The sequence below is a fragment of the Bradyrhizobium genosp. SA-3 genome, assembly GCF_004212635.1.
Lineage (GTDB): Bacteria > Pseudomonadota > Alphaproteobacteria > Rhizobiales > Xanthobacteraceae > Bradyrhizobium.
In genome coordinates this window covers 1-17,980 of sequence record NZ_PSRT01000156.1, presented here as the reverse complement: position 1 = coordinate 17,980, position 17,980 = coordinate 1, and the positions used below count along the sequence as shown (strand labels likewise).

18 protein-coding genes are annotated in these 17,980 nt (G+C 63.2%); 9 read left to right on the top strand and 9 right to left on the bottom strand.

Annotated elements, in window-relative coordinates; all coding sequences use genetic code 11:
• Window positions 1-103: 103 nt before the first annotated feature.
• A complete protein-coding gene (gene rpiA, locus CWO91_RS35845; RefSeq protein ID WP_130220176.1) occupies window positions 104-808 on the bottom strand; it encodes a ribose-5-phosphate isomerase RpiA in 705 nt (234 codons plus the stop codon).
• Window positions 809-974: 166 nt separating this feature from the next.
• On the opposite strand from rpiA, the gene CWO91_RS35840 reads away from it, so the two are divergent.
• The 6 genes from CWO91_RS35840 (at window position 975) to CWO91_RS35815 (ending at window position 7,254) form a co-directional block, all read left to right on the top strand.
• Window positions 975-1,670: an HAD family hydrolase gene (locus CWO91_RS35840; RefSeq protein ID WP_130220175.1), complete on the top strand. Its 696-nt coding sequence runs from the start codon at window positions 975-977 to the stop codon at window positions 1,668-1,670.
• Window positions 1,671-1,800: 130 nt separating this feature from the next.
• Entirely contained in the window at window positions 1,801-2,265 is a 465-nt protein-coding gene (locus tag CWO91_RS35835) for a hypothetical protein (protein WP_130220174.1), read from the top strand.
• Between the two features lie 109 nt (window positions 2,266-2,374).
• Entirely contained in the window at window positions 2,375-3,409 is a 1,035-nt protein-coding gene (gene moaA, locus CWO91_RS35830) for a GTP 3',8-cyclase MoaA (protein WP_130220173.1), read from the top strand.
• A gap of 172 nt (window positions 3,410-3,581) precedes the next feature.
• On the top strand, window positions 3,582-4,163 hold the full coding sequence (locus tag CWO91_RS35825; protein WP_130220172.1) for a TRAP transporter small permease subunit: 582 nt from the start codon (window positions 3,582-3,584) through the stop codon (window positions 4,161-4,163).
• Between the two features lie 26 nt (window positions 4,164-4,189).
• On the top strand, window positions 4,190-5,845 hold the full coding sequence (locus CWO91_RS35820) for a TRAP transporter large permease (RefSeq protein ID WP_130220171.1): 1,656 nt from the start codon (window positions 4,190-4,192) through the stop codon (window positions 5,843-5,845).
• 119 nt (window positions 5,846-5,964) lie between these two features.
• On the top strand, window positions 5,965-7,254 hold the full coding sequence (locus tag CWO91_RS35815; protein ID WP_165405949.1) for a M20/M25/M40 family metallo-hydrolase: 1,290 nt from the start codon (window positions 5,965-5,967) through the stop codon (window positions 7,252-7,254).
• Window positions 7,255-7,412: 158 nt separating this feature from the next.
• Here CWO91_RS35815 and CWO91_RS35810 read toward each other — a convergent pair whose 3' ends face one another.
• The 3 genes from CWO91_RS35810 to CWO91_RS35800 all read right to left on the bottom strand — a co-directional run bounded on the left by CWO91_RS35810 (window position 7,413) and on the right by CWO91_RS35800 (window position 10,245).
• On the bottom strand, window positions 7,413-8,816 hold the full coding sequence (locus CWO91_RS35810; RefSeq protein WP_130220169.1) for an ATP-binding protein: 1,404 nt from the start codon (window positions 8,814-8,816) through the stop codon (window positions 7,413-7,415).
• A 1-nt stretch (window position 8,817) separates the two neighbouring features.
• On the bottom strand, window positions 8,818-9,492 hold the full coding sequence (locus tag CWO91_RS35805) for a response regulator transcription factor (RefSeq protein ID WP_130220168.1): 675 nt from the start codon (window positions 9,490-9,492) through the stop codon (window positions 8,818-8,820).
• Between the two features lie 189 nt (window positions 9,493-9,681).
• The gene (locus tag CWO91_RS35800; RefSeq protein WP_130220167.1) at window positions 9,682-10,245 is read right to left on the bottom strand and encodes a MarR family winged helix-turn-helix transcriptional regulator; all 564 of its coding nucleotides are present in this window, start codon (window positions 10,243-10,245) and stop codon (window positions 9,682-9,684) included.
• A 527-nt stretch (window positions 10,246-10,772) separates the two neighbouring features.
• Between CWO91_RS35800 and CWO91_RS35795 the strand changes: the two genes are divergently transcribed.
• Window positions 10,773-11,690: an alpha/beta hydrolase family protein gene (locus CWO91_RS35795; protein ID WP_245471477.1), complete on the top strand. Its 918-nt coding sequence runs from the start codon at window positions 10,773-10,775 to the stop codon at window positions 11,688-11,690.
• A 45-nt stretch (window positions 11,691-11,735) separates the two neighbouring features.
• Here the strand turns inward: CWO91_RS35795 and CWO91_RS35790 are convergent, their stop codons facing one another.
• Window positions 11,736-12,638, bottom strand: coding sequence for a LysR family transcriptional regulator (locus CWO91_RS35790; RefSeq protein WP_165405948.1), 903 nt, complete (start codon window positions 12,636-12,638; stop codon window positions 11,736-11,738).
• Between the two features lie 99 nt (window positions 12,639-12,737).
• Between CWO91_RS35790 and CWO91_RS35785 the strand changes: the two genes are divergently transcribed.
• Window positions 12,738-13,718, top strand: a complete 981-nt coding sequence (locus tag CWO91_RS35785; RefSeq protein WP_130220164.1) for a Bug family tripartite tricarboxylate transporter substrate binding protein — start codon at window positions 12,738-12,740, stop codon at window positions 13,716-13,718.
• Window positions 13,719-13,856: 138 nt separating this feature from the next.
• Here CWO91_RS35785 and CWO91_RS35780 read toward each other — a convergent pair whose 3' ends face one another.
• A complete protein-coding gene (locus CWO91_RS35780) occupies window positions 13,857-14,207 on the bottom strand; it encodes a YunG family protein (RefSeq protein WP_130220163.1) in 351 nt (116 codons plus the stop codon).
• On the opposite strand from CWO91_RS35780, the gene CWO91_RS35775 reads away from it, so the two are divergent.
• Window positions 14,206-14,454: a hypothetical protein gene (locus tag CWO91_RS35775; protein WP_130220162.1), complete on the top strand. Its 249-nt coding sequence runs from the start codon at window positions 14,206-14,208 to the stop codon at window positions 14,452-14,454. The two genes, CWO91_RS35780 and CWO91_RS35775, sit on opposite strands and share 2 nt — an antisense overlap.
• A gap of 148 nt (window positions 14,455-14,602) precedes the next feature.
• Here CWO91_RS35775 and CWO91_RS35770 read toward each other — a convergent pair whose 3' ends face one another.
• From CWO91_RS35770 to CWO91_RS35760, 3 genes are all read right to left on the bottom strand, one after another.
• Window positions 14,603-15,691: a TRAP transporter substrate-binding protein gene (locus CWO91_RS35770; RefSeq protein ID WP_130220161.1), complete on the bottom strand. Its 1,089-nt coding sequence runs from the start codon at window positions 15,689-15,691 to the stop codon at window positions 14,603-14,605.
• Window positions 15,692-15,856: 165 nt separating this feature from the next.
• The gene (locus tag CWO91_RS35765) at window positions 15,857-16,945 is read right to left on the bottom strand and encodes a TRAP transporter substrate-binding protein (protein WP_091888831.1); all 1,089 of its coding nucleotides are present in this window, start codon (window positions 16,943-16,945) and stop codon (window positions 15,857-15,859) included.
• Window positions 16,946-17,150: 205 nt separating this feature from the next.
• On the bottom strand, window positions 17,151-17,980 hold an 830-nt coding region (locus tag CWO91_RS35760), incomplete at its 5' end, for an Mrp/NBP35 family ATP-binding protein (protein ID WP_130220160.1).

The window sequence follows — 17,980 nt, the reverse complement described above, 5'->3', positions numbered from 1 at the left end:
GGCGCGCCCTGCTGGGCCACAGCCGGGGCGACCGAGAGGGCCAGCCCCACAGCAAGGGTCGCAGCCGGCAACAATTTCAACACGATCTTCATTCCTAGTCTCCTTAGGGCTTGCGCCGTTCAATCACGCGGATTCCCTCGCCGCCGGCCAAAACGGCCGAGCTGGCCAGGCCGATGAACAATCCATGCTCGACCACGCCGGGAATCGCGCTCAACGCCTTGGCGAGGCTGGCGGGATCCGCGATCCGTCCGAGCTGGGCATCGACGATCCAGTGGCCGCCGTCAGTGACGAAAACGTGGCCGTCCTTGGCCTTGCGGACCGCCATTTGCCCGGAAACGCCGCAGTCCGCAAATGCCTTCTCGATCGCGCGGCGCGTCGCGCCAAGCCCGAACGGGATGACCTCGACCGGCAGCGGAAACTTGCCGAGCGTCGGCACCCATTTGCTCTCGTCGGCTATCACGATCATGCGATCCGAGGCGGCCGCCACGATCTTCTCGCGCAGCAACGCACCGCCGCCGCCCTTGATGAGGTTGAGCTCGGGATCGATCTCGTCGGCGCCGTCGACGGTGATGTCGAGATGGTCGATCTCGTCCAGCGTGGTCAGCGGCACGCCGCAACGCATCGCGTCCGCGCGCGTCGCCTCCGAGGTCGGCACGCCGATCACCTTGAGCCCGGCGGCGACGCGCTCGCCGAGCAGTTCGACGAAATGTTTTGCGGTCGAGCCGGTGCCGAGCCCGAGCTGCATGCCGTCGCGCACTTCCTCGAGGGCGCGCGCTGCAGCCTGCCGCTTCAACTGGTCCATGTTCACGTTTGCGCCCGCCTTTGAATCGAGGATGTGCCGCCGGTGTGGCCGGTTGCGGCGGCCTATGTAGCCTCGTTTTTCCCCGGAGAACAGGGTCTGGGAACAGGTCTATAAGCGGATATTATGGCCCCGCCCCTTGCTTCGATACGACCGCGCCGGTAGCGCTTCGCCCATGACCTCCCCTCACACCATCGTCTTCGATCTCGACGGCACGCTTGTGGATACGGCGCCCGACCTGATCACCGCGCTGAATCACGTGCTCGACCGCGAAGGGCTGCCGCCCGTGCCGATGGCCTCGGCCCGCAACATGATCGGCGCCGGCGCCCGCAAGCTGATCGAGCGGGGCCTGGAGGCCGAGGGTCGCACCGTCACCCCCGCAGACATGGACCGGATGACGGCCGATTTCATCGCCTATTATGCCGACCATATCGCGGTCGAATCCCGCCCCTTCGAGGGACTCGAGGCCGCGCTCGACCAGTTTGCTGCCCAGGGCCATCGCCTCGCGGTCTGCACCAACAAGCTCGAATGGCTGTCGCAGCGGCTTTTGGACCAGCTCGACCTCAGTCGCCGCTTTGCGGCGATCTGCGGCGCCGACACGTTCGGCGTCCAGAAGCCCGATCCGACCATTTTCCGCGAGACCGTGGCCCGCGCCGGCGGAGAGGTCAAAGCCTCCATCATGGTCGGTGATGCCGGAACCGACGTTGGCGTCGCCCGGCGGGCCGGCGTGCCCGTCATCGGGGTCAGCTTCGGCTATACGGACGTGCCGATCGTCGAACTGAAGCCGGACCGGCTGATCCATCACATGCGCGACCTGCCCGCCGCAGCGCACAGCCTGATGAATGCCCGAACCCCGCAAGCCACTGATTAAGCTATATTATTCCGCAGAACCCCGCATTAACCATCTATTATCTATGCGCAGCCCGCCGGTTGCCTGCCCCAAACGACACTCCTAAGGTCCGACTGGGGTAGGTGGCGGTTCGTCGCAGAAATGGGTGGTCATGCGTCGTGTCATCGCGATTGCGTTAGCAGGAGCGAGCCTTGGTGGCTGCTCCTCAATGTCCTGGGACATGTTCAAATCGGCCCCGCCGACCGTCCAGGTCAGGCTCGAATCAAGTCCTCCGGGGGCTGACGCCACAACCTCGCTCGGTCCGGGCTGCAAGACCCCCTGCTCAGTCTCGGTTCCCGCCCCCGATGCTCCGTTTACGGTCGCTTTCGCGCTGGCCAAGTACCAGCCGGCGAACGTGCCGGTGAACATGATCAAGAATCCCGGCGATTTCACCACCCCCGCCTCGGTGACCACCGACCCGAATCCGGTGTTCGCGGAGCTCCAGCCGGCCCCTCCGCCCAAACCGGTCCGCAAGCCGCACCGGCCGAAGCCGAAACCGGCCGCTGCCGCGGCCCCGGCGGATGCCGCACAGACCGCGGCCTCGCCGTTCCCCGATCCCAACGCGGGCAAGCGCTGACCTTACGTATCCAACCCGATTGTCCTCGGCCAGCGTGATGCTTAGATTGCTTCCAGAGCACCGCTAAAGCATCGGTGCGCGAGTCGCCCAAAGTGACAAGGCCTCCCGTATGAACGGATCTTCCGCGAGTCCCCTCGCCGCGCTGTCGAGCCCCATGACCGATCCGTTCGGGCGGACCATCAGCTATTTGCGCGTCTCCGTTACCGACCGCTGCGACCTGCGCTGCTTCTATTGCATGTCGGAAGATATGACGTTCCTGCCCAAGGCGGACCTGCTGACGCTGGAGGAACTCGACCGGCTCTGCACGGCCTTCATCGCCAAGGGCGTGAAGAAGCTGCGGCTCACCGGCGGCGAGCCCTTGGTCCGCCGCAACGTGATGACGCTGGTGCGCTCGCTGTCGCGGCATCTTTCCAGCGGCGCCCTAAACGAGCTGACGCTGACCACCAACGGCACCCAGCTTGCGAAACATGCGAGCGAGCTTGCCGATTGCGGCGTCCGCCGCATCAACGTCTCGCTCGACACGCTCGATCCGCGGAAGTTTCGCGAGATCACCCGCTGGGGCGAGATCGACAAGGTTCTGGAAGGCATCGAAGCCGCACGCGCCGCAGGGCTCAGCGTGAAGATCAACGCCGTGGCGCTGAAGAACCTCAACGAGGACGAACTGCCCGAGCTGATGCGCTGGGCCCACGGCAAGGGCATGGCCCTGACGCTGATCGAGGTGATGCCGATGGGCGAGATCGGATCGGGACGGATCGACCAATATCTGCCGCTGTCCCTGGTGCGCGCCCGCCTCGCCCAGCAATTCACGCTGACGGATCTGGCCGAGACCACGGGCGGACCGGCGCGCTATGTCAGCGTCGCCGAGACTGGCGGCAAGCTCGGCTTCATCACGCCGATGACCCATAATTTCTGCGAATCCTGCAACCGGGTGCGGATCACCTGCACGGGAACGCTGCACACCTGCCTCGGCCACGAAGATGCCTCGGATTTACGCAAACCTCTGCGTGCATCGAATGAGGATGTGCTGCTTGCGGATGCGATCGACCGCGCCATCGGGCTGAAGCCCAAGGGCCACGACTTCATCATCGACCGCCGCCACGACCGTCCCAGCGTCTCCAGGCACATGAGCGTCACCGGCGGATAGTCCTTAACCTGCTCGCGGGTGTTATTCCCCTTAACTATCAACAAACTTCCAATTGACTGGCGGCACGCCCGCTGGTTTGGTGCGGCTGCCTTATGCCTGCGCGGCGAGACAAGCCACGCGCCAACTCGGCGCAGTCAAGACGGCCGGGGCACAATCGGGGGAGGACCTATCGTTGCAAGCGCTCCTAAAGCTGAGCCAAGGAATTGACGCGTTCACGCGCTGGACAGGCAAACGCCTGGCGTGGTTGATCGTGGTCGCCGTCGTCATTTCGGCGGTCAATGCGATCGTCCGCAAGACGTTCGACACGTCGTCCAATTCGTGGCTCGAGCTGCAATGGGTGCTGTTCAGCATCGTCTTCCTGCTGTGCTCGCCCTGGACGCTGCTCGATAACGAGCACATCCGCATCGACATCGTGAACAACGCGCTGCCGAAGACGGCCCGCAACGTCATCGACGTGATCGGCCACCTGTTCTTCCTCATTCCGCTGTGCATCGTCATGATCATCACGGGCGTGCCGTTCTTCCAGCGCTCGTTCCAGATCAACGAGCAATCCGGCAACGCCGGCGGTCTGCCGCAATGGCCCGCCAAATCCCTGATCATGATCGGGTTCGCTTTGCTGCTCGTTCAAGGCATCTCCGAGCTGATCAAGCGAATTGCGGTCATGCGCGGAATGATGCCTGACCCGCATGAATCCCAGGTGTCGGCGCTGGAGGCGGAAGTCGAGCATCTCGTCGAAGCGATCGAGAAGAAGTAGCCGTTGGCGACGGTTTAGGGGGAATTATGACCGCGTTTATCATCGCCAATATGGCGCCCATCATGTTCGCGTCGCTAGTGGTCGTGCTGCTGCTCGGCTATCCCGCGGCATTCTCACTCGGCGCCGTCGGCCTGTTCTACGCCATAATCGGCGTCGAACTCGGCCAATTCCACCCCGACTTTCTCCAGGCCCTTCCGGAGCGGGTCTACGGCGTGATGAACAACGACACGCTGCTCGCCATTCCGTTCTTCACCTTCATGGGACTGGTGCTGGAGCGGTCGGGGATGGCCGAGGACCTGCTCGACACCATCGGCCAACTGTTCGGTACCATCCGTGGCGGCCTTGCCTATGCCGTGATCTTCGTCGGCGCGCTGCTCGCCGCGACGACCGGTGTGGTCGCCGCTTCCGTGATCTCAATGGGTCTGATCTCGCTGCCGATCATGCTGCGCTATGGCTATGACCGCCGCGTGGCGGCCGGCGTCATCGCCGCGTCCGGCACGCTCGCGCAGATCATTCCGCCCTCGCTCGTTCTGATCGTGATGGCCGACCAGCTCGGCAAATCCGTCGGCGACATGTACGAGGGCGCCTTTATCCCGGGCCTCGTGCTCGCCGGCCTCTACGCCGGCTACGCCTTCCTCGTCAGCATGATCTTCCCGAAGGCCACGCCGGGCCTGCCGAAGGAGGCCATCGGCTTCCGCGAGGAGAGTGGCAGCCGCGGCCTCGGTTCGCTCGGCGTGCTGTTCCTCGCGAGCGGCGTGTTCGGCTGGTTCATGATGCGCGATTCGAGCGTGCATGGCGCCGATTACGTCGTGCTCAGCATGTTCTACGGCATCATCTTCGCATTCGTCGTCGCCGTGGTGAACTGGGTCATCGACAAGCTCACCGGCTTCCGTTTCCTCTCGAAGATGGCGCAGCAGACCACTTTCGTCATGGTGCCGCCGCTGTTCCTGATCTTCCTGGTGCTGGGCACGATCTTCATCGGCATCGCGACCCCGACCGAAGGCGGCGCCATGGGTGCGGCCGGTGCCCTCATCCTCGGTGCCGCGAAGCGGCGGCTGAGCTGGGATCTGATCCGGCAGGCCACGGAATCGACCGCCAAGCTGTCGGCTTTCGTCGTGTTCATCCTGGTCGGCGCCCGCGTGTTCTCGCTCACCTTCTACGGCGTCAACGGGCACGTCTGGGTCGAGCATCTGCTGACCTCCCTGCCCGGCGGCCAGGTCGGCTTCCTGATCTTCGTCAACGCATTCGTGTTCGTGCTGGCCTTCTTCCTCGATTTCTTCGAGCTGGCCTTCATCGTGATCCCGCTGCTCGGACCTGCCGCCGAGCATCTCGGCATCGACCTGATCTGGTTCGGCGTCATCCTCGGCGTCAACATGCAGACCTCGTTCATGCATCCGCCGTTCGGCTTCGCCCTGTTCTATCTGCGATCGGTCGCGCCGAAGGAGCGATACACCGATCGCGTCACCGGCAAGCGGATGGACCCTGTCACCACGGGCCAGATCTATTGGGGTGCGGTCCCGTTCGTCGTCATCCAGGTCATCATGGTCGGTCTGGTGATCGCGTTCCCCGCGATGGTGATGCACTACAAGGGCGTCCAGACCAACATCGACCCCAACACGATCAAGATCGAGGTGCCGCAGATCGAGCTGCCGCCGCTGGATTTGGGACCACCGCAGAAATAGCGGGGACGACACTCGCCGTCATGCTCCGCTCAAGCGGCGCATGACGCAGGACGGCGCGCGTGACAAGCACCGGAAACGCAGGCATACCGGGCCATCCTCCACCCCATGGATGGCCGCTCATGCCCCGCTTGCACCCTGCTCCATCGCTCGTTGGCCCGTTGATCGCCTCGCTCTGGCTGGCATGTGCCGCCACGACGGCGCAGGCCGAGCCGATCGCCGATATCCATACGCTGGCGCAAAAGGAGCAGCAGCCGCTGCTCGACACCCTGCGCGATCTCGTCAACATCGAATCCGGTAGCAAGGACATCGAAGGCCTGAACCAGATCGCTGAGCGCGTTGCCGGCCAGCTCAAGCAGTTCGGCGGCGCGGTGGAGATCCTGCAACCCTCCGACATCTATCGCCTCGACGACACGCCTGAGAAGGTCGGGCCGGCCGTACACGCCGTGTTCAAGGGCACGGGCAGCAAGAAGATCATGCTGATCGCCCACATGGACACGGTGTACCTGAAGGGCATGCTGAAGGACCAGCCGTTCCGCATCGACGGCGACAAGGCCTACGGCCTCGGCATTGCCGACGACAAGCAGGGCGTCGCACTCATTCTCCATACCGTGGCCCTGCTCCAGAAGCTGAACTTCAAAGACTACGGCACGCTCACGGTGCTCACGAACGGCGACGAGGAGATCTCCTCGCCCGGCTGGCGCAGCACCATCACCCGGTTCGCCTCGGATCAGGACGTGGTGTTCTCGTTCGAAGGCGGCGGGACCGACGGCACGCTGCGCCTCGCCACCAGCGGCATCGGCTCGGCCTATCTCACCGTGCATGGCAAGTCGTCACATGCCGGCGCAAGGCCTGAGGGCGGCGTGAATGCGCTGTACGAGCTCTCGCACCAGGTGCTGCAGATGAAGGACTTGTCCAAGCCCGAACAGGGCCTGAAGCTGAACTGGACGGTCTCCAAATCCGGCACCAATCGCAACGTGATCCCCGCCGACGCCACGGCCCAGGCCGACGCACGTGCGCTCAAGGTGGCGGATTTCGACGAGCTGCAGAAGGCGCTGCAGGACAAGATCAAGAATCGCCTGCTGCCCGACTCCAAGGTCGACCTGAAGTTCGAGGTGCGTCGCCCGCCGTTAGAGGCCAACGAGGCCTCGCGCCACGTGGCGGCCTACGGCAAGACGATCTATCAGGAGCTCGGAATGTCCCTCAAGGTCGACGAGAAGGCGACCGGCGGCGGCACCGACGCCGCGTTTGCCGCGCTCAAGACCAGGGGAGCCGTGGTGGAAGGCATGGGCCTGTCAGGCTTCGGTGCACACTCCAACGATGCCGAATATGTGCAGCTCAACAGCATCGTCCCGCGTCTGTATCTGGCCACACGCATGATCATGGATCTGTCCACCGGCAAGCTGAAATAGCGGTTGTTTTCTTCCTCCTCTCCTTGTGGGAGAGGGTGGCATAGGCGGCCTTCGGCCGCCGTTCTTAAGAACGCCGAAGCGAAGCTTCGGCTATGGCGCCGGATGAGGGGTTGTTTCGGCACGCTCGGCTGAGAGTGAGACTCGCGGAGCGAGACCCCTCACCCGTCTCGCCGTTCACGCGGCGAGCCCCCCTCTCCCGCAAGGGGAGAGGGAAAAGCGGCGCCCTTCTCGGCCAGCCGAAACCGCAGCGTGAACTCTGCGCCGCCGCCGGGGAGATTCTCCACCGCGACCGTCGCCGCATGATCGTCCGCAACGCCGCGCACGATCGAGAGCCCCAGGCCCGCCCCGTCGCTGCGCTGGCGGTCACGGCGCCAGAAGCGCTGGAAGATCAACTCGCGCTCGGCCTCGGCGATGCCCGGGCCGCAATCGCGCACCCGCACTGAGCCGTCCCCGCCCACCTCGACCTCGACGGCGGTATCCCTGGCCGTGAACTTGATGGCGTTTTCGGCGAGGTTGAAGATTGCGCGCTGAAGCATCTCCGAATTGCCATGGATCATGACCGACGCGTCGCTGCCCCGCAGCGCGATCTCCTTGTGCTGCGCGATCGCGAGCGGGGCGATCGAACAGACTACATCGGCGCAGACGGCGCGCAAGTCAGCGGTCTCGCCGGGGTCGAGCACCAGCGTGTCGAGCTCGGCGATCTCCAGCAGCTGGGCGACGATCCGGCTCATGGCTTCGATGTCGGCATGCAGCGCCTGGTGTGCCGCGCCGTCGCCAAGCGTCTCGATCCGCGTGCGCAGGATCGTGAGCGGCGTGCGCAGTTGATGCGCGGCGTCGGCCGTGAACTGCCGCTGCACCCGAAAGCCGTCCTCGAGGCGGTCGAGCGCCTGGTTGACGGCGGTGACGAGCGGCATGATCTCGCGCGGGATCTGCTTGGTCGGCAGGCGGATGTCGGTGCGAGCGGGGCCGATATTGCTGGCCTCCTCCGAGGCCCTCCACAGCGGCGCGATCGCGCGGCGGAAGATGATGATGTCGGTTGCGAGCAGGACCAGAAGGATCGGGATGGTGATCCACCCGACCCGCCGGAAGAAATTCGAAATGATGTCGTCGATGATGACGTCGCGATGCGCGAGATCCTCGGCGACCCGGATGCGTACCATCTTGCCGTCGATGGTCCGGGTGACGCCGGCGCCGGAAATCGTCTCGGACGGCCGAAGCGCTGCGGCGCCGGCCCGCCGGTGCGAGGAAAACAGCAGCCGGCCTTCATCATCGCGAATGTCGTATTGATAGCGGCCGTAAGCGTCCGAATAGAGCCCGCGCAGGCTGTCGGGCAGATTGAACGTCAGCGAGCCGTCCGGTTGGGCGACGATGCGCTCCGCCAGCACCTCGGCCTGGGCGCGCATGCCGTCGCGGTGCAACTGGTCGATCTCGGAATTGAGCAGCCAGAACAGCACCAGCGGCAGGACGATCGCGACCATCGCGACCGCCACGATGTGCAGGAAGACGATCCGCCAGATCAGCGATTTGAACGTGAGCGATCTGACATGGCCGCCGGCAGCCACGCTATTTTTCCTCGGCCATGAGATAGCCGACGCCGCGGATGGTGTGGATCACCACCTTGGCGCCGTGCTCGGTGAGCTGCTTGCGCAGCCGCGAGACGTAGACCTCGACCGCATTGGAGGCGACCTCGCCTTCGAGCCCGAAGATGTGGTCCTCGACATTCTTCTTCGGCACCACCCGCCCCTGCCGGCGCAGCAGGATCTCCAACACCGAGGTCTCGCGCGCGGAGATGATCCGCGGCTGGTCATCGACGAAGATCTGACGGCTCTCGGTGTCGTAGACGAGATTGGCAAGGCGCAGCGAGCGTCCGAGCAGCTGGCCCGGCCGGCGCAGGATCGCCTCCAGCCGCGCCACCAGCTCCTCCATCGCGAACGGCTTTGCGAGATAGTCGTCGGCGCCGCTGCGCAGGCCGGTGACGCGGTCCTGCAGGCCGCTGCGCGCGGTCAGCACCAGGACCGGCAGCGGCTCCATCTTAAGGCGCAGCTCGCGCAGCACCGACAGGCCGTCACCGTCGGGCAGGCCGAGGTCGAGGATCATCGCGGCATAGCTGACGCTGCTCACAGCCTCGCGCGCCTCGCCGGCGCTGGCGACGATGTCGCTCTCATAGCCGGCCGCTGCCAGCCCGCCAGCCACGAGCCGCGACAGCTCGACATTGTCCTCGACGATCAGAAGGCGCATCAAACTCCCGCCGGATGTTCGGGTGTCACCGCGCGGCTCGCGCCGCATCTTCGCTCTTTTCCAGCATTCGGAGCGCCGCGGCCAGCAAAAAAGCACCCGGCGGAACTGGTCACCGGTCAGGTTCGTGTAAGCCAATCAGGTGTGCACCCGTAAGGCGGGGACGGCGGACGTTCGTAGCAGCTGGCCCTTTTAACCCCGCCCCTCGAAATAGGCGCATAGCAGGGTCGTGTCCTTTTGGGCTATGGATTTCCGAAAGAGCCGGCACTTGAAACGGCGGTCCTTCCCCTCTCCGCTCTCGATCAGGAACATGCATTCACTGCAAACGTCACTACGGTGACGGCGCGTGGCAACATCGAGCCCAACCAGGACACGGCGAAGCGTATCGCGCAGCCGAGATTGATCGGGGAGCTCAAGGGCCACAAGCTGATCGCGCAGGGCATTCATCGGATCGCGCTCCAGGAACCTCTCGCCCTCACTTGTAACGCAGAGCGAAATCGAGCGCTTATCCTCTGCAGATGGCTTGCGGACCATCAGTCCCTTGCTCTGCAGTACGGCGGCAATCTGCGATGCGGCGCTGCGGGTCGTGCCCAAAAAGCTGGCGAGGGCAGTCGGCGTCCGCGAAAATCGGTTTGCGCGAGCGAGAAAGCGCAAGGCCATCCATTCGCGATCGCTAAGACCCGAACGATTACCTTCAAAAAGCCAACTGTCGGCAGATTGTATCAGGAGTTGTACGATCTCAATTGCCATGCTCATGGATAAGTCCCCACGGGAAACGGCCGCCCTGGCATCTCGATCAAAGATCGAGAGCCGCCGTGTAAGGTGAAAGCTGAATTCCCGTCGGAACTGGTTGAGTCCGGTATACCGTACCGTGAAGTCGGAACGACGGTGAACGAACCGCCGCGACTTCAGTCCGATTGCCGGATTCCGATAGCCTGATCGTTCCGCGAAAGGAACACCGAAGAACTACGCATCACGCTAGCGTTGAGATGACACCAAATTTCGCGCGTGCGAATGACATCGACAGCCGCTGCCGCCGCACTGCTGACGAGCAGGCATCGAGAGGTCAGAGCGCTCTTGTCAGGTTCGTGTAAGCCATGGCCGCGCACAGGTCGTAGGATGGAGCGCAGCCAAACCCCATCCTGCAGACCGATCCGCTCCAAACAGAGACTCCGGCAGAACTCAAACGAGAGCAACACATGCACGTCCTGAGATTCACACTCGCATTCGCTTTCTGCCTGATGACGACGTTCGCCCAGGCGGCCGGCTTTCGCTTCATCACGGTGCCGGCCGAGGCCGGCTTGCCAGCATTCCAGGCGGCCGTGTGGTCGCCGTGCCAGGAGCAGGCGGGCGAGGTCAAACTTCGCACGGTCACTTTGCCTGCGACGCGGGACTGTGCGGTCTCAGGTGACAAGCTGCCATTGATCGTGATCTCGCATGGCTATGGGGGATCCTTCATCGGCCATCATGACACGGCCGAGGTGCTCGCCGATGCCGGGTTCGTCGTCGTCGCGCTCGACCATCCGGTCGACGCCGGCGGCGGCGACATGAGCCGTGCGGACACGCTCGCCGCGTTGACGGAGCGTCCGGCCGACATCACGAGACTGATCGACCATATGCTCACCGCATGGTCCGATCATGCGAAACTCGACCGCGACCATGTCGGGCTCTTTGGTTTTTCGAGGGGCGGCTACACCGGCCTGGTGGTCGCGGGCGCCAATCCCGATCTGCGAAAGGCCATCGCCTTGTGCCCGGAAAATTCTCCGAAACCCAGCTGCGCCGAACTGCGACGAAGCGAAGTCCCGGCACAAGCATTCGCGCATGACCCACGCGTCAAGGCCCTTGTCGTTGCCGACCCTGCCTTCGGTCCATTGTTCGACCGGGAGGCTCTGAAGGACGTGAAAATTCCGATCCAGTTTTGGGCGTCGGCGCTGAGTGGAGACGACAGGACCGGCGGTGAAGTCACGCTGGACTACGTTTCAATGATTGAGCGCGACCTGCCGGTCAAACCCGACTATCATCTCGTGCCGAACGCCGGTCACTATGCATTCCTTCCGCCCTGCACGCCGGATCTGGCGAAGAAGCGTCCCGACGTTTGCACCGACAGATCGGGGTTCGACCGCGCCGCCTTTCACGCGCAGCTCAACGCCGCCGCACTGGCCTTCTTCCGACAGTATCTGGCAGGGACCGATCAGCCGTGAACGGGCGCGATTGTCTTGCGCCGAAGCGGACAGGTGAGCTCAGAATTACGAAGGTTTCTTCTTTGCCATCACCCGAACCAAGCTCAGGAACTTCTTCAGGACCGGCGACGGATCATCTCGCCGCCAGGCCAACCCGAGAAAAGCCTTCGGAGAGGCATCTGCAAGACGGCGATAAGTGACCCCTTTGATACGGGCGCTCTGCATCGTCGACGGCACAAGTGCGATGCCCAGCCCGGCCGCGACCAAGCCAAGAGTGGACGTAATTCGGGGCGCCGGCTGGCCCAGGCGAGGCGCAAACCCCGCCGCTCGACACGCCGCCATGGTCTCGTCGTGCAGACCCGTCCCCGCCGGACCGATCATGATGAATTGGTCGCTTGCCAGACCTTTCAGCGATACAGTTTTCGATCTGGTCCTTGCCAAGGGGTGATGACTTGGCAACGCCGCGATCAACGGCTCCTCTTGAAGAAGTGTCACCACGACTCCGTTTGCATGCACTTCAGGAGCACGTACGAATGCCACGTCCATTTGATCGTTGTTGAACTGAGCAACGATTTCGTTGCTGAGCCCTTCGTGCAAAACCAGCGAAACCATCGGAAATCTTTCACGGAACGTGCGGATGGCGTCGGGAACGAGTGGGTTGAACGGCGCAGTTGGTGCGATGCCGATGCATAGAGTACCTTGCTCACCCCGTGCTGCACGGCGCGTTGCTTCGATCGCGCGATCGAACTGCACGAGGACGGCTTTGGCCTCGCGAAGGAGTGCCTCACCCGCGATGGTCAATTCGACGCCACGAGAGGAACGACGGAAAAGCTGAACGTTCATTTCTCGTTCCATCAAGCTGATTTGGCGACTCAGGGGCGGCTGCTGCATGTCGAGGCGCTCTGCTGCACGCGTGATGTGCTTTTCTTCAGCGACGGCAATGAAATATCGAAGGCGCCGGAGATCCATGGACATACCCAAAAAGTATCACGATCGCTCCGAGCATATCATAGCGAACGCCCGCTCAAAGTGCGATATCTGCCGTTACCTGGCTCGGAGGAGAACGGTATGCCATTGCAAAGGCGTGATTTCCTGGAAACCGCATTTGCCACGATCGCGACGGCGGCTGTGCCACGGATCGCGTTGGCTGCGGAAAGTTATCCGACGCGAAGTGTGCGCCTCATAGTGGGATTTCCCGTCGGAGGACCAGTCGACATCGCGGGCCGAGTGATTGCTCCTTGGCTTTCCGAGCGCTTGGGCCAGCCCTTCATCGTCGAAAACCAACCGGGCGAGAGCGGAAATGTCGCCACCAGATCTGTCGTCAAGGCAGAACCTGACGGCTACACGCTTCTCGTCTGCGGGCCGGTGAACACGATCAACACGACCCTCTTCAAAGAGCTCGACTTCGATTTTGGTCGCGATATCACGCCAGTTGCGGGTCTTTACCAAGTCCCGCTTGTCATCGAGGTGCATCCTTCCGTTCCGATCAGGACGGTTTCGGAGCTGGTTGCCTACGCCAAGGCCAATCCCGGAAAGCTCAAGGTCGGATTTGCCGGCCGAGGCACGCCACAGCACATCGGCATCGAGCTGTTCAAGACCATGACAGGCGTAGACGTCACGCTCGTACCCTATCTCGGCTCGAGACCCGCGCTCTCGGACCTTCTGGCCGGCAGCATCCACGCAATGTTCGACCCAATGCCTTCGTCGATTGCGCACATCAAGCGGGGCGAACTTGTCCCGATCGCAGTGACAACTCTGAGCAGATCGGAAAGCCTCCCCGACGTGCCGGTTGCTGCCGACACCGTCGCAGGCTACGAGGCAGGATCGTGGTTCGGTATAGGCGCGCCGCGAACAACACCGAAAGACATCGTCGATAAGCTAAATGGCGAGGTCAACGCTACACTTGCAACCCCGAGCATCAAGGAGAAGCTTGCAGAGCTCGGAGGGAACATGATGCCCGGCTCACAGGCACAATTCGAGCAGTTCATCGTCCAAGAAACTGAGAAATACGCCGGCGTCATCCGCATGGCAGGACTTGCAGCGAAGTGAGAGGTTTCCGCTCATAGCCCTAAGCCGATCGCTTTGCCCTCTCTCGCAGGATCTCGTGCGCCTTCGTGGTGGCCTCTGGCGGCTTGTGGGCCCATAGCGGATCTCTGATAGCGTAGAGGGCGGCGCCGGCTGCTGCCCTTAACCTGACTTCGTATAGTGCTCCTGAAAAGCAACTCTGAGATCAGCCAGCTCGTCGTTTGTTGCTCCTCGCTCTGCCTCGACTCGACCGGCAGGCAAGTCCATGTACGCGATCGGCTGATCGAACTGACACGCCGTGAAGTCGTACCGCCGCCCCTCGATCTGGTTGTAAAAATGATCGCCTTGCGGCAGAGGCGTCTTCAGCAAGTCGCCGCCAAAGAGCTCATGAATGAGCAGCGCAGTGACGTTGCATTGCCCCGCCGCAGGATTATCCGCGGTCCATTGGCTGGCCGTCGACAATGACCATGCCTTGCGCAGTGCGCCTTGAACCTCATCGGGATCGAAGTCCATGGTCACTCCCAAGGATCGGCCAACGATCGGCACCGCGACAGGATTTTCGGATTTTTCGATGATGACTTTTTGCCACTGTGTTGCCCGACGAGTCAAGCGGCTTCGCAATTCGCAGCATCGGACGAGCGAAACGAATCCGTCGCTCGGCGGTCCCTACCCCACTTCCGCTCTCAAAATGCAGCGCGGGCCGCGGCTGCGCGAGGATCGTCGCACCCCAGTGATTTACGTCGACGTATCAGCCTTTTAGCAACATCGACAGGAAGTACCGCCGTAACCCCTCGTCTACTGTGCATGGGGTTGTTTTTGCATATTTTGAGTCTGGCACTCTCCAAACGCGGATACGACAACGCCCCGGAGCCTTCGCTCCGGGGCGTTGCAGGCAACAGCTGGCGTGATCAGCTCTGCGAGCGCCGCGCCATGAAGATGTCGTAGCCGACCTCGGCGACCTGGAACCAGGCGTAGCCGTCGCTCGTGAACTTGGCGAGGGAATCGTGCACCTTCTTGAAGTTGGCGTTGGTCGCGCCGACTTCGGCGTGCAGCTCCTTGGCGGCCTTGTGGCAGGCATCCATGATCGACGGCGAGAAGGCGTGCAGCTTGGTGCCGCCCGCAAGCAGCTTCTTCAGCGCCAGCGGATTGGCGTTGTCGTAGCGCGCCATCATGTAGTTGTTGGCGTAATGGCCGGCCTGCTCCAGCACGCTTTGGTAATATTTCGGCAGCGCGTTCCACTTGTCGAGGTTGACGAAGGCCAGCAGCATCGGTCCGCCTTCCCACCAACCGGGATAGTAGTAATGCGGCGCGATCTTGTAGAAGCCGAGCTTCTCGTCGTCATAGGGGCCGACCCATTCGGCGGCATCGATGGTGCCCTTTTCCAGCGCGGGATAGATATCGCCGCCGGCGAGCTGCTGCGGCACCACGCCGAGCTTCTGGAGCACGCGGCCCGCGAAGCCGCCAACGCGGAATTTCATGCCCTTCATGTCATCGGGCGTGTTGACCTCTTTCCTGAACCAGCCGCCCATCTGACAGCCGGTGTTGCCCGCGAGCAGCGAGACGACGTTGTAGCCCTTGTAGAACTCGTTGAGCACGTCGCGCCCGCCGCCCAGCATGTACCAGGCCTGGTTGATGCGCATGTTGGGACCGAACGGCACGGCCGAGCCGAAGGTGAAGGTCGGGTCCTTGCCGAAATAGTAGTAGGACGCGGTGTGGCCGATCTCGCAGGTGCCGTTCTGCACGGCGTCGAGCACCTGGAGACCCGGCACGATCTCGCCGGCGGCGAAGATCTGGATCTGGAATTTGTTGTCGGTCGCTTCCGCGACCATCTTGCACATCATCTCGGCGCCGCCAAACAGCGTATCGAGCGATTTCGGCCAGCTCGTCGGCATGCGCCATTTGATTTCCGGCATCGACTGCGCGATCGCGGGCGCCGCGAGCGTGGCGGCGCCGGCCGCACCAAGTCCAGTGACCTTGATGAAGTCTCTTCTCTTCATGATTTCCTACCCTGATGGATCTGCTTGTGGGGCCTTCTTGCCGAGGCTTGCGGGACAGCATGGAGCATCGCTCCGCCGAATGCCATCCCGATCGCACTGCGGCAAAGAAAAAGCCCGGCCTCCTTGGGGAGGCCGGGCCACTGGTCTTACGACTTAAGCCGTAGATCAGCCGCGGGTGCGCGAGCGGATCATGAAGCTGTCGTAGGTATATTCGGCGACCTGCCACCACAGATATTCGTCGGAGCGGTAGGCCTGCATGGCGTCGATCGACTTCTTGAAGTCGGCGTTCTTGCCCGAGATCTCAGCCCACAGCTCGTTGGTCGCCTTGAGGCAGGCTTCCAGCACCTCGTTGGTGAAGGGACGAAGCTGGGTGCCGCCAGCGACCAGACGCTTGAGCGCCGCCGGGTTCTGCATGTCGTAACGCGCGGCCATCCAGCTGTTGGCGTTGGCCGTCGCGTTGGTGAGGATCGCCTGATAGTTCTTCGGCAGCGCATTCCACTTTTCCAGGTTGGCGAAGGCGTGGACGGTCGGACCGCCTTCCCAGAAGCCCGGATAATAGTAGTACTTGGCGACCTTGGCGAAGCCGAGCTTCTCGTCATCGTAGGGACCGACCCACTCGGCCGCGTCGATGGTGCCCTTCTCCAGCGCCGGATAGATGTCGCCGCCGGCGAGCTGCTGCGGCACCACGCCGACCTTCTGGAGCACCTGGCCGGCAATGCCGCCGATGCGCATCTTCAGGCCGGAGAGGTCGGCAACGGTCTTGATCTCCTTGCGGAACCAGCCGCCCATCTGGGTGCCGGTGTTGCCGCAGGGGAAGCCGATCACGTTCGACTTCTTGAAGAACTCGTTGGCGAGCTCGTTGCCGCCGCCCTGATAGAGCCACGAATTCTGCTGGCGCGCATTGAGGCCAAACGGCACCGAGGCGAAGATCGCGAAGGTCGGGTCCTTGCCGACATAGTAGTAGGACACCGTGTGGCACATCTCGACCGTGCCGCTCGAGGTTGCATCCAGCGCCTGCAGGCCGGGGACGATTTCACCGGCGGCGAACACCTGGATCTGGAACTTGTTGTCAGTCATCTCGGCGACGTATTTCGCCACCTGCTCGGCGCCGCCATAGATGGTGTCGAGCGACTTCGGGAAGCTCGAAGTCAGGCGCCACTTCACCTCGGGCGAGGACTGCGCGATCGCCGGCGAGGCCACTGCGGTCGCCGCCGCGCCTGCTGCCGACACTTTGAGAAAATCACGACGCTTCATCTTCAGGTCTCTCCTTGCTGGGGCGTTTCCCCTTAACTTCTCTTTTGCCGCCGCTCATTCCGGCGACGCGTGAAGGCCGCGTCGAACCGAAGGGGCTTGACTGCCGTGGGCGTTTAACACGGAAGCCCCGCTTGCGGAACGCGACAATGGCATGACGGGGCTCTACGAAAGTCGCATGTCCCCGGAGCTTGCCGCGGCGACCGGTTCAGGCCGCGGCGATGACACCCTTGAGCTGGTCCCGGACCTGGCCTGCAATGGCGCGGTAGATCGCCGCATGAGGTCCGTCCGGCTCGCTGTCGACCACGGGATTGCCGGCATCCGAGGTGGCGCGAATCGCCATGTGCAAGGGGATCTCGCCCAGGAACGGGACGCCAAGCTTCTCGGCCTCGTGCCGCGCCCCGCCATGGCCGAAAATGTCGGACTTGGTGCCGCAATGTGGGCACTGGAAGTAGCTCATGTTCTCGACGATGCCGAGCACGGGCACGTTGACCTTCTTGAACATGGCAAGCCCCCGTCTTGCGTCGATCAGGGACAGGTCCTGCGGGGTCGAGACGATCACGGCGCCCTTCAGCGGCACGTTCTGCGCCAGCGTGAGCTGGGCATCGCCGGTGCCCGGCGGCATGTCGACGACCAGCACGTCGAGCTTGCCCCATTCGACGTCGCGCAGCATCTGTGTCACCGCCGACATCACCATGGGACCGCGCCAGATCATCGCGGTCTCCTCCTCCACCAAAAAGCCGATCGACATGATGGCGAGGCCGAAGCGCCGGAGCGGAATCATCTTGCGCTCGTCGTTCAGCTCCGGCTTATCGCGCAGGCCGGTCAGCCGCGGCACCGAGGGACCGTAGATGTCGGCGTCGAGCAGCCCGACCTTGAGCCCGAGGTCGCGCAGGCCGAGCGCCAGATTGAGCGCGGTGGTCGACTTGCCCACTCCGCCCTTGCCGGAGGCGACCGCGATCACGGCGGCGACGCCTGGGATTTCCGATTGCCGCGCCATCGGCGATTGGCCGCCCTGCGGCGGCTTGTGGGCGTGGA